Origin of the sequence: uncultured Capnocytophaga sp. (assembly GCF_938029845.1) — a bacterium.
Taxonomy (GTDB): domain Bacteria; phylum Bacteroidota; class Bacteroidia; order Flavobacteriales; family Flavobacteriaceae; genus Capnocytophaga.
Genome location: NZ_CALHGG010000027.1, coordinates 71,948 through 84,773, shown reverse-complemented (window position 1 = coordinate 84,773; position 12,826 = coordinate 71,948). Strand labels below are relative to the sequence as shown.

Sequence of the window (12,826 nt, the reverse complement as noted above, 5' to 3'; positions counted from 1 at the left end):
AAAGTGAACCTGCAATAAGCTCCACATTCACATTGGGCAAACTTACAAAGCCCGCTGCAATAGGAGCCAAGCTCACCACTGCTCCTACTGAAGTGCCCGAAGCAAAAGAAAGGAATGAGGCGATGACAAAGACACCCGCATATAAGTATTGTAAAGAAAGATAGTTTTTGGTGATTTCGACAAAAGTATCTGTGGCACCTATATTCTTGGTAACCACGCTGAAAGCGCCTGAAAATAGAGCGATGAGACACATCATCAGTATGCTTGGATTACCGCATCCCTTAATAAAACCACTTACATTTTCATTGATACCATTGCGATGGAAGATCAAGAAAGCTGTGACAATTCCTATCAACACGGCAATAGGAGCAGGAAACTCATAAAAACTCCCATATTGCACACCGCTCCATAAGAAAATAGCTACAAAAACAATCAGAGGTAAAAGCGCTATACCGTTTGCTTTTTTTGGTTCTAAAGACATTATGAAAATATTTTATAGAATAGAGTGCAAAGGTAGAAAAAATAATTAGAACACAGCGCAATTTTAATAATTATTTTTTCAAAGGGAGCAACAAATCGCTTTCTTTTTCTATGGGAGTATCAGTGTATTCAAGCCTCCAACCCATAGAATTAGTAAGAATAAATATTTTAGAAAGTTCTGTAAGGAGTCGGTTCTGGGCGTTGTTACGGAAAGAGGAGTGGTCTATTTTTTTAGCAATAAGGTCTGAAGCGCGTTTTTGAATTTTGTTGTGGTCTTCCGCAGTGAAAGGATTGAAAGAACTTTCCTCTATATTATAGTATTGTACCTTAGGGTATATCTTGAGCTCTTCCTCTGGAATTTTCAGTAAGCGTACTACTTTATTCGCTTGATCAATCTCATAACGAAGGTCACGCAAGTCATAGGAGATAGTCGCTTCTGCATTGACCACCACGAGTACTTTTTTATCAAAAGACACCCAGTTATTGAAGTATTTTTTGGCATCCTTGTAGGTCATGATTTCCGAAAAATAGCCTTCGGTAACCACCAATTTGCCTACATTCTTGATTTCTTGAGCTATGAGGGCGCTATTTTCGGTAAGTACACTCTCGTCCTTTTCTTTTTTAAAGAAATATTGTAGCACAAATACAGCAATAATGCCTATCACCAAGCCTAATAGTAGTTTTTTCATGAGTTATAATCGGTTAGAGAGCTATGGGGTGAGGAGTATTAAAAGCTAAGTTCTCATTATTGGGTATTTTCTCCGTCTTTTCTCGTATGAGAAGTTCTGAGGCTCGCTTGCTAGTATCTTTGATACAAGCAAGCATAGCCTCCGCCCAAGCATCAGGATCTTGTTCGCGGAGCTTGTCAGTCTCTTGTTGTATATGATTCCTTTCCTCATCCGTTTTGGCATCTCGGAATTGATCTCTAAGGGCTTTTATCTTTTCAAACATAATTTTTCATATTAGGGAAAGACTTATCTACTAAGAGCTTTCATAGCGTTGATAATTACTTTTATTTCTTTATCTACTATCTTTTTATAATGAGGTCTTGTTTTGGTAAGTTCGTTGTAATTGTTCAGATAATATAGCAGTTCCTCTCCTAATCTTCTAAGTTCATCACTCTGAGTATCTTCTATCTTTTTGTCTTTATCCATAAGACTCCTCTATTTAGTGAAACAAAAATAATAATAAATTTGTAAATATACAAGTTCTCTTGTTTCTTTTTGGAGTAAAAAATATAAGAAGAAAGATTAGGATATTTCTTTTTTGATTGAAGTGACCACAAAAAATGTGCCAATATATGAGTTGGCAGGATTTGTCATTGGTCACTCATTTTTTGTCATTTATAGGTGATTAATGGTTAGAAAGGGGTATTTTCTTTGGAGAGCTTTTATTTTTTCTTCTAGGTTAGTGAGAAACTTTTGGTGTTTTTCCCCCTCAGGGTTAAAAGGGCGGTGTGACAAAGCTCGCTGAATACCGGCTACTTCCTGCATGAGAGACTGAGCGGAGGGAGTAAAGAATGTCTCTGTGAAGCGTTCCCATACATACTGTATCGCCTGTTCTGTGGGGTGTAGCATATCCTCCTTGTAGAAACGATAATCCCGAAGTTCATCCATAAGAATCTCATAGGAAGGGAAGTAGAAGAGGTTGTTTCGCTTCTCTTGGACGGCTGTTCCTAAAAGCTCGTGTATAGCACAGATAAGTAAGGACTTACTCAGCAGATTCTCTTGGGCTCCATCCTTGAGATGTCTCACTGGGGATACAGTGAAAATCATTTTGATATGAGGCTGTTGTCTTTGTACTAATGCTACAATATGTTCCAAAGAAGCCTTTATTTGAGACAAAGAGAGTAACTGTTTTTTGAAAAGTGTTTGGGGCTGTTTGTGACAATTGGCTACTATATTCCCTGTAGATAAGTGTTCATATACCCAAGCCGTTCCCAAGGTAATTACTAAAAAGGATGTTTTGGTAAGTGCCTCCTGTAGGGTCAAAATATTATGGTTCAGTGTATTCAATAGCGTAGTGAGAGAGGTGTTTGCCCATTGTGAATGCAAGTCAAAAGAAAGCCATAGGTCATCTTGTAGGAAAAAATCAGCTTCGGTAAAGGGTTGCCTTAGGCATACTCGTTCAAGGCTACGCTCAATAGCTATGGGGTGAAAGAGGGTGCCAAAAGGATGTGCAAAAGACGGCAGTTTGTAATAGTCAAACTTTTCTTGTAGATGTGCCGCAAAACACGATCCCATACTCACCACAGGGGTTGTATAGGAGAGTTGATCATCTTCTGCTACCGAAGGAATAGATATTTTAGTGATAAGGTCCATAATGCTGATGAGCCGACTTGCCAATTAGCTAATTTTATTTTAGCTCTCGATACTTAGAGAGGTGATGCAAAGTTACATTTTTTAGTCTTATAAGCAAAACTTTATCTTCTATTTTTTAAGTCAAAGAGGCTGTCCATCTCGGACAGCCTCTTGTGTTAAGTTAAGATTCCTTGAGTTCTAACGGCGAGTAGCAAATATGAGTCGTTTTCCTCTGGTATCTCCTGAAGCACCCATGTTCTTAAGAGCTTCAATATAATTTAGGTTAAGTCCCTTATAGGTGTTAGGATAGTTAAGTCTTTCAGGAATACCAGAAACATCGGTTGCTGAAGGGTCTTTTAAGAAGGTATAGAAAGAAGGATTGGAAGCAGGTAGATTGGCTCTTACTCGTTCTCCTACATTTATTAGCGTCTTAGGATAACCTGTACGACGATATTCAGCCCATGCCTCATCGGGGTTCATATATAGGGAGATATACTTTTGGGTAAGTACTCGCTCCTTCTTATTTTCCTCAGAAAGGCTACTAATATCAGCAATAGTGTAACCTGCTTTTCTAGAGGAGCTTACTCCCCATCTGTCGAAAGAGGCTTCTACCGCTTTCTTATACATATCATTATCCCAATCCCTGATTTCAGAGAGAATAAAGTATACTTCTGAGTAATCCATTAGTACAATAGGAGCTGTAGCTTTTAGTACCTCTTGGGAGAAAAGAGAAACCGCTTCTCCAGCTTTATATTGGTTGGCAGCTTCGCTACCTTCTTGCATACCATAAGGCATCCCTACATAGGCAAGGGTATCAATCGCTCTTGATTCATCAATAGTATAGCCACTATTTATAGTCCATTTGTCGGTTCCTTTGGTAGCAAAGTATTTTTCCATACGAGGATCTACTCCAAAATTGAGACCTCTGTCTCTTGCTTTCTTGTTATTCCCTGCAAGGAGCTTTATAAAGTTAGCCGATGGCAGGTAATCTACACGGTTTCCTACGAAATAATCGTAATACATAGGGGCAGGATAGGTGTAATTGTTCTCAGAAATTAATTCTGCACTCTTGAAAGAAGTATCTAAGAGTTCATCGTCATGTCCTTGTTTATAGTAAGTGATAATAGCTTTTACTTTTTCAGCCAAAGGAGCGCCCAAGACAGCGTCTGTAGCTCCTTTGAGGTGATTGGCAATACGCAAACGTAAGGAGTTAGCAAACTTTTTTAAGTTGGTAGGGGTGCCAAAAATCACATCTCCTGAAGAGAATACATAGGAATCATTTTCTATCTGTGCAGTAGCCGCTTCTAGTTCCTTGAGAATGTCTAAATAGACATCCTTTTGTGGGGCAAATACAGGGGTTACGTACTTATCTGTTTGTAAGGCTTGGAACTTAGGATTGTCCTGATCTCCATAGGAATAATAAGGTATATCCCCAAAAGCTTGTACTCCAAGGCTAAAGACATAAGCGAGCATAATACGGGCTGCTGCTATTTGGTTGTTGTTCTTTCCATAGATGGAAACCAAATTTTTTGTTTCAGGGTTGGTATTGAGGTTGATAATCTCTTTGTACCCTATACCACGTCCATACATTTGGTAGTAAATGGTACTTCCTCCATCAGGGTCAAGTAGGTAACGGCTTTCCTTGGTATAGATAGGCTGGGAGGTATATTGCATCCAAGTAAGGGATTGTTTTCCAATATTGTCATATCCTCTGAGATTATACATAAGTGCTTGATTATTACCATTGAACAAGGCATAGGTAAGATAATCTTCTGGCACATTCGGATTCTTGTTAATCTCCCCAAAATCCTTGGTACAACTTCCTAGTAGCAGAGTCGTACCTAATATGGCAGTTATTATATTTTTTTTCATTGTTAGGCTAATTTAATTTGTTTATAATTTCAATCCTACACTAAGGGCAAAACTTCTAGTAGTAGGCAAGGAAGAGTTCCCCATACCTTGGTTATAGATGGCACTTTCAGGATCCATTCCATCCCATGCCAAGGCGCCTGTCCAGAGGTTGTAACCTGAAAGGGTAAAGTTCAAGCCTTTGATATGTTTGGTTTCAGGTAGTGGTACTTCATAAGAGAGAGATACACTACGAAGTTTTAGGAAAGTAGCATCGAATATAGCTTGCGCGTCTATTCCTTTGTAGAAAGTACTACCATATTCCTTAGGACTAATCGCTTTGGTATTCTTTACTCCTGTAGATGTGATAGTGCCGTCACTTTCTACACGAGCAACAACTCCGTCAAGCACTACCCCTTTTTGTCCATTAGGTCCATTGGCATCACGCTCTCTCATACCATTGGCCACAGTTTCTCGTATAGTACCTGCGTACATACCCAAGGCATAAGCTCCTGCATAGTAGCTTCCTCCGTGTTGGTAGTCAAAGGTAAAGGAAAGGCTTAAGTTTCCATAAGTAAAAGTGTTGGTAAGACCTGTGGTGAATTCGGGATTGATGTTGCCCAAAACTTCTTTGTCTTTTGAACGAAGATAGAATCCATTCTCATCAACCAAGCGGTTTCCTGCATCATCATATACATAATTACCACCATACATTTCACCGAAAGGACGACCTTCTATGGCGTATAACTCTACGTTTCCATAGTATTCCCAAGTAACTTTGTAACGGCTCAAACCTGGGGCTAACTTGATGAGTTTGTTTCTGTTTCTTGAGATATTCCAATCCAAATACCAAGCAAATTTGTCAGTTTGTATAGGAGTTGCAGAAAGGGTAACTTCAAATCCCTTATTGGACATTTCCCCGCTGTTTACCTTCTTGTAAGTATATCCGTTGGAGGCATCCACAGGCATGGAGAGGATAAGGTCTTTGGAGAGAATGTCATAGTAAGAGAAGCCTAAAGAGAGACGGCTGTTAAAGAACTGAAGGTCAATACCTGCTTCTTTGGTTTCCTTAATTTCAGGACGGAGATCTGGACTATTCTTTTCGGTAGGAACTAAATAATACTGAGATCCTCTAAAAGACTGATAAACATCTGGATAGGTCTTAAGGACATAGGCAGACGCATCGTTTCCTACTTGTGCCCAGCCAGCTCTGAGCTTACCATAGTTAAACCAAGAAGGTAAGTTCTTGAAAGAATTGGTGAATACATAAGAGAAAGTTACAGAAGGGTAGAAGATAGGTACTGATACGGTAGAGAACCAGTCATTACGGCCTGTAACTTCTACGAAAGCAGTGCCTTTGTAGCCGAAAGAAGCCATACCATATACACTATTGGTACGTGTCCATGAGGAATAAGTATATCCTCTTGGTCTTTCCTTACTGTTGTCAACAGAATAAAAGTCAGGAACAATAAGCCCTCCCTGAGTAGCAGCTCCAGCATAGGCATATTTGTTTTGGGCGCGTGAAAGACCTATAAATCCTGTCAAAGAAAAGTTTTCTCCAAGATTTGGATTATAGTGCAGACGTGTTTCATAGTTGAAAGCGGCATTCTCATACATATATCTTTGGTATTGAGAAGTATTGTGAGAGCCTACAGCTGTTCTTGATTCAGTCATAAGAGAGTAGATATCACCATACATCTTTCCTACCAAGAAAAGGTTGTCGGTGAAGTTGTAAGTAAGCCCAATATTACCGAAAAAGCGATGACGCTTATCGTTTTGGGTGATTTCGTTGAGCATCCAATAGAGGTTATCAGCGAAGTTAGGCTTAGGATCTTCCCAACTAATTCTATTCCAAGTGCGTTGGGAGCCATCAGGAGCCTTATAGAAGCGTTCTAAGTTTCTCATATCCAATTGGCGCTGGGTATATCCGTAGAGTACGATTGAGAATCCACCATTATCATTGGCATCGGCATAGGTATAGTTAGGATTATGACGAGTAGTGATAGAATAGTTCAAACCTCCTTCTGCTTTGAGTTTGCTTGATAGATCAGAAGTAAAGCTAAAGGCTAAGTTACTACGATCAAGCTGGGTAGTAGGTACGATTCCTGAGGTAGAGGTGTTCCCCAAGGAGAAACGTAAGTTGGTTCCCGATACAGAGCGTGTAACAGAGAAAGAGTTATTAGTAGTAACCCCTGTACGGAAGAACTGATCTATGTCATGCTTAGGAGCTTGCCAAGGTACAGGTTTTAAGTAGTACTCATTGAGATATTTTTTATCAAAAGCATACCAAGGTAGGTAAGGAGTACCATCATACTTAGGCCCCCAGCTTTCATCAATATCGTATTGGGGGAGGTTATAGGTAGTACCATTGATATTCTGTCTGACAAAGTCCAAACTGGAACCTCCACCATATTCGTTCTGCAATTTTGGAGCAATATAGGCATTGTCAAAACTCACCGAAGAGTTGATATCAATATTGGTTTTTCCTCCTTTACCCGATTTGGTAGTATAGAGAATCACCCCATTTCCTCCACGGCTTCCATAGAGGGCGGTAGCAGCCCCTCCTGTAAGTACTGTTACGGATTCTATATCGTCCTTGTTGATTTCGGAAGAAACATCACCATATTTGCTACCTATATCTACCATAGGAACCCCATCGATTACGATGAGTGGTTGGCTACTTCCTGTAACACTACCCTTACCACGGAGTTCCATTTTGGATCCTTGCATTCCTCCTGCGGAGGCAGCAGTAAGTCCGGCAGTTTTTCCTTTGAGGTCTTCTCCTCCTTCCAGAGTAGTATCGGTATAGCCAGTAGCATTGGCATCACGCTCTACCCCAAGGGCTCCTACTTTCTTAGCATCTTCGGAATTCAGAGCTAGGATTACGTCAATAGTCGTTTCGAGGCCTACTTTCCTCTCTGCGTTCTGATACCCATGAGCGGTGAATTGTAGGGTTTCTTCCCCTTGTGCCTCAATGGCATACATCCCCTCGGAGTTCGTTGTTGCATTACGGCTGGTGCCTACTACAAGTACAGTAGCACCTACCACAGGTTTTCCAGCACTATCCTTTACGCTCCCTGTAACTGTCTGTTGTGCAAAGGTAAGCGCAGAGGTAAGGAGGAATACCCATAAGATTAGATTCTTAAGTCCCATATCTCTAATAAAAGTTAGATTAATTATCCAAAGATACAACTTTTTCTTCAAACAGCAATATGTCCTATTTAAAAAATAAAAAAATCATATATGAAGCCGTTTTTATAAACTAATATTCCTAAAATTCGATTAAAAAAGATTTTTATATCTTTTATAGTTGTTTTAAACAAAAAAGAGAGCAGTCATTATGACTGCTCTCCAAAAAGGATTAAAAAGTATTTCTACCTATTAGGGCCTGTTCTCTGCAAAAATGAGTCGGTGCATCATAGAGTCTCCATTGGTTTTTGCTCTAGCTTTGTCATAATTAGCCTGATTAAGTCCTTTGTACTCCAAAGGATAGTTCACTCTTTCAGGGACTCCTGTATTGCCTTCATACATAGATTCAAATTTGTAACTATTGTTACTGATATCTGTAGCAGATCCATCTTCATCAAGGAGGTAATTTGTTTTTACTCTTTCTCCTACTTTGATTAAGAATTTAGGATAACCTGTACGGCGATACTCTGTCCATCCTTCGTTAGGATTCATATACAGAGCTACATACTTTTGAGTCATTACAGTTTCAGCAGTAGCGGCAGGGAGACTATTGATAAAGGCTGTAGCTTTTGCTGTGTCTACATTCCATTTGTCCATAGACGCCTTTACTCCAGCTTTGTACCAGTTATTGTCCCAACCTCTAATCTCAGAAAGGATGAAGCATACTTCAGAATAATCCATAATGACTTCTTTATAATCAGCCTTGAGTATGGTTGAACTGAAAATAGAAATTTTAGTTCCTCCACCGAATTGGCTTTCAGTGGTACCTTCAGCCATACCATAAGGCATTCCCTTATATTGGGTTGTATCTATAGTGGTTGGTTCATCATACACTCCTTTAAGAGCATCTTGTTTTCCAGTTCCCACAGGGGCAAAATATTTCTGTACACGAGGGTCTACTCCAAAAGATAAACCTCTATCTTGGGCATGCTTATTGGTTCCTATAAGGAATTTTACAAACGTATTAGAAGGCACATAGTCCATACGTTGGTCTATAAAATAATCATTATAGATAGGTGCACAATAATCATAGTTATCTTCGAAAAGGAGGGTCACATTCTCTCCTTCTTTGAGAAGTTCATTTTCATTACTACTTGCGTAATGATTAATTATCGCCTCTGCAGCTGCCTTAAGTTCTGCATCACTAACGTTTTTAACATGGTTAGCAATACGTAAGCGCAAAGAGTTAGTAAAACGTTTTAGCTTACCTATAGAACCGAAGATGAAATCACCTTGAGAGAAGACTTCGTCATCTTCGTTTAGGGTGCTAAGATCATTACTTACTTCACCTAATTCTTTAAGGATATCTAAGTAGATATCTTTTTCATCAGCATATTCAGGAGTAATATATTTATCCAATTGTAGGGCTTGGAATTTTTGATTTCCTCTACCTCCATAGGAATAGTAAGGAACATCTCCAAAGGTCTCTGTCAATATACTAAAGTAGTAGGCCATCATAGTACGAGCAGCACATATTTGACCTAGATTACTTCCAAAGATAGCTGCTTCCCCTTTAGTTTCAGGGTCAGTATTGAGTTTTATAATCTTATTGAGAACCTCAGCACGCTTGTAGATTTGTTTCCAAAGATCATTTCCAGCTCCTTCTTTATACTGGTAACGACTTTCTTTGGTATAGGTAGTCTCTGAAGTATATTGCATCCAAGTACGCATCAAAGAAGCAGAGTTCGAATTTTTGCGCAAGTTATACATAAATCCAAAAGAGGCGTTACCAAAGAGTGCTGCCGTTAGGTAGTCCTCTGGCTGATTAGGGTTCTTATTAATCTCTTCAAAATCTTTTTCGCAACTACTAAAAAGCAGTCCGACAGACAATAAGGATATTATGATTCGTTTCATATTCTCTGTAATCTGTTTATTAATTGTTAATTTTATAATTTTAAGCCTACTGCGAGACTAAAGCTTCTAGTAGTTGGCAAGGAAGAGTTACCCATACCATAGTTGTAAGCAGCTGTTTCTGGATCCATACCATCCCAAGCCAAAGCTCCAGTCCATAGGTTATATCCTGAAAGGGTAAAGTTCAAGCCTTTGATATGCTTGGTTTCAGGTAGTGGCACATCATAAGAAAGGGATACACTACGTAATTTTAGATAGGTAGCATCAAATACACTTTGTTCATCCAAATCAAACATAAATGTAGTACCATATTCTTTTGGACTGATAGCTATGTCATTAGGTTTTCCTGCTTTAGGGCCTGATTTGAATACCCCTGGTAGGACGATCCCTTTTTGACCTTCAGGACCATTGGGATCTTTCTCACGCATACCATTAGCAATTGTTTCACGAGCGGTACCTGCGATCATACCCAACATATAAGCACCTGCAAAATAGCTACCTCCATGTTGGTAGTCAAAAGTGAAGGAAAGGCTAAAGTTGCCATAAGTAAGGGTGTTGGTAAGTCCAGTAGTAAAGTCTGGGTTGATGTTTCCTAATGATTTTTGGTTAGAGCGAACATAGTGTCCTCTTTCATCTACCAAACGATTTCCTTGGTCATCATATTCGTATCCGGCTCCATAGATTTCTCCAAAAGGACGTCCTTCTATTGCATAAAGGTTTACAGTACCATAATAGTCTCCTGTTACTCTATAACGTCCTAGACCTGGGTATAACTTGGTTAGCTTATTGATATTTTTTGAAAAGTTCCAATCAATATACCAACCAAACTTATCTGTTTGTACAGGAGTGGCAGAAAGGGTGATTTCAAAACCTTTGTTAGACATTTCTCCACTATTAATGTTTTTGTAAGTATATCCATTTGCTGCATCTACAGGAAGAGAAAGGATAAGGTCTTTGGAGAGAATGTCATATACAGAGAATCCTAAAGAGAGACGGCTGTTAAAGAACTGAAGGTCGATACCAGCTTCTTTAGTTTCCTTGATTTCAGGAAGTAAGTCAGGATTGTTTTGTGTGTCAGGCACTCCATAGTTTGGTGTTCCATGGAAGAGATTATTTATCACAGGGTAAGTCTTAAGTACATAAGCAGAAGCATCATTACCTACTTGAGCTAAACCTGCACGGATTTTACCATAAGAGAACCATGAAGGAAGATTCTTGAAGGAATTAGAAAACACATAAGAAGCCGTTACAGAAGGGTAGAAAATAGGTTTAGATACAGTAGAGAACCAGTCTTGACGTCCTGTAACCTCTACGAATAAAGTGCTCTTATAACCTAAAGAAGCCATTCCGAAAACACTATTAGTACGAGTCCATGAAGCATAAGTAGTAGCTGTTGGTTTCTGTAAACTGTTTTCGATAGAATAGTAATTAGGTACGATCAAGCCTCCTTGGGTAGCAGCACCTGTTTTATCATATCTGTTTTCTGAACGAGCAGCTCCAATGAATCCTGTCAAGGAAAAATTCTCTCCTAAGTTAGGTGTATAGTGCAAACGAGTTTCGTAGTTAAATCCTGAATTGATATAAGTATATTTGTTATAGTCAGGTGTGTTCTGATAAGTACCTTTAGCTGTTCTTCCTTCTGTTTTAAGAGCATAGATATCCCCATAAATCTTACCTACCCAAAAGAAATTATCTGTGAAGTTGTAGGTGAAACCAATGTTACCAAATATACGATGGTTTTTATCATCAGAGGTAACCTCATTAAGAAGCCAATAGACGTTATTGCTAAAACGAGCAGATGGATCATTCCAAGCATTTCTGTTCCAAGTACGTTGAGGATTATTAATATCTTCTGATTTGTAGAATCTTTCAAGATTTCTATAATCTAACTGACGTTGTGTATATCCATATAAGAGGATAGGAAGTCCACCATTGGAATAAGCGTCTGCATAAGTATAACCAGGGTTATGGCGGGTAGTGATAGAATAGTTAAAACCTCCTTCTGCTTTGAGCTTGCTTGATAGGTCGGAAGTAAAGCTAAAAGCCACATTTGATTTCTCCATTTTGGTAGTAGGTACAATTCCTGTTGTTTCACTATTTCCTACAGAGAAGCGTAGGTTGGTACCTGAAAGAGAACGTGTGATAGAAATAGAGTTGTTAGTAGTAACCCCTGTACGGAAGAATTTGTCTACGTCATTCTTAGGAGCTTGCCAAGGAACAGGTTTTAGATAGTGGTCAGCAAGAAATCTTTTATCAAAAGCATACCAAGGTAGGTAAGGAGTACCATCATATTTAGGACCCCAGCTTTCATCAGGGCCATAATCTGCTATATTGTATTCACGTCCTTCTATTGTTTGCTTAGTGAAACTTTGAGAAGATCCACCACCATACTCATTTTGTAATTTAGGTGCTATATAAGCATTTTCAAATGTTACAGAAGAGTTGACATCAATATTGGTCTTTCCTCCCTTACCTGATTTGGTAGTATAGAGGATAACCCCATTACCACCACGGCTACCATAGAGAGCAGTAGCGGCTCCACCAGTAAGAACGGTTACGGACTCGATATCATCTTTGTTAATTTCAGAAGCAGAGTTTCCATAGCCATCTCCCATTTCAGCCATAGGAACCCCATCGATCACGATGAGCGGTTGGCTACTTCCTGTTACAGAACCTGTACCACGAAGGGTCATCTTAGTTTGTCCCATACCACTTCCTGCGGCAGCAAGTCCTGCAGTTTTTCCTTTGAGGTTGTCGCCCCCCTCTAAGGTAGTTTCGGAGTACCCCGTAGCGTTAGCATCACGCTCAATACCGAGAGCTCCTACTGTTTTAGCATCTTCGGAAGTAAGAGGAAGTACTACATCAATAGTAGTTTCCAATCCTACTTTCCTTTGTACATTTTGATACCCCTGAGCGGAGAATTGTAGGTTTTCCTCAGCCACAGCTTCAATGGAATAACCTCCGTCGGAGTTAGTGGTGGCAGCACGGCTAGTGCCTACTACAATTACGGCAGCACCCGCCACGGGTTTCCCTTTACTGTCCTTTACACTACCTGTTACGGTTTGTTGTGCAAAAGCCATTGTCGTAAAGACAAGGGAACACAATAAGAATAATTTTTTTAAGTTCATATCTCTATTATGAATTTTAATTAGTGGCCC

The 12,826-nt window shown here is 39.5% G+C and carries 9 protein-coding genes; all 9 read right to left on the bottom strand.

From position 1 onward, the window contains the following. The coding region (locus Q0625_RS02240) for a Na+/H+ antiporter NhaC family protein (protein WP_298823270.1) at positions 1 to 481 on the bottom strand (481 nt) is incomplete at its 3' end. A gap of 70 nt (positions 482 to 551) precedes the next feature. Then, on the bottom strand, positions 552 to 1,169 hold the full coding sequence (locus tag Q0625_RS02235) for a DUF4230 domain-containing protein (protein WP_298823269.1): 618 nt from the start codon (positions 1,167 to 1,169) through the stop codon (positions 552 to 554). Between the two features lie 13 nt (positions 1,170 to 1,182). Beyond that, positions 1,183 to 1,431 (bottom strand): hypothetical protein, encoded by a 249-nt coding sequence (locus Q0625_RS02230; RefSeq protein ID WP_298823268.1) that lies wholly within the window; start codon positions 1,429 to 1,431, stop codon positions 1,183 to 1,185. A 23-nt stretch (positions 1,432 to 1,454) separates the two neighbouring features. Beyond that, the gene (locus Q0625_RS02225; protein WP_298823267.1) at positions 1,455 to 1,634 is read right to left on the bottom strand and encodes a hypothetical protein; all 180 of its coding nucleotides are present in this window, start codon (positions 1,632 to 1,634) and stop codon (positions 1,455 to 1,457) included. A gap of 189 nt (positions 1,635 to 1,823) precedes the next feature. Further along, entirely contained in the window at positions 1,824 to 2,801 is a 978-nt protein-coding gene (locus tag Q0625_RS02220) for a GSCFA domain-containing protein (RefSeq protein ID WP_298823271.1), read from the bottom strand. Between the two features lie 177 nt (positions 2,802 to 2,978). After that, positions 2,979 to 4,652: a SusD/RagB family nutrient-binding outer membrane lipoprotein gene (locus Q0625_RS02215; protein ID WP_298823266.1), complete on the bottom strand. Its 1,674-nt coding sequence runs from the start codon at positions 4,650 to 4,652 to the stop codon at positions 2,979 to 2,981. Positions 4,653 to 4,673: 21 nt separating this feature from the next. After that, positions 4,674 to 7,781, bottom strand: a complete 3,108-nt coding sequence (locus Q0625_RS02210) for a SusC/RagA family TonB-linked outer membrane protein (protein ID WP_298823265.1) — start codon at positions 7,779 to 7,781, stop codon at positions 4,674 to 4,676. A gap of 228 nt (positions 7,782 to 8,009) precedes the next feature. Then, a complete protein-coding gene (locus Q0625_RS02205) occupies positions 8,010 to 9,671 on the bottom strand; it encodes a SusD/RagB family nutrient-binding outer membrane lipoprotein (RefSeq protein WP_298823264.1) in 1,662 nt (553 codons plus the stop codon). Between the two features lie 32 nt (positions 9,672 to 9,703). After that, positions 9,704 to 12,796, bottom strand: a complete 3,093-nt coding sequence (locus Q0625_RS02200) for a SusC/RagA family TonB-linked outer membrane protein (RefSeq protein ID WP_298823263.1) — start codon at positions 12,794 to 12,796, stop codon at positions 9,704 to 9,706. Between the last annotated feature and the right edge of the window lie 30 nt (positions 12,797 to 12,826).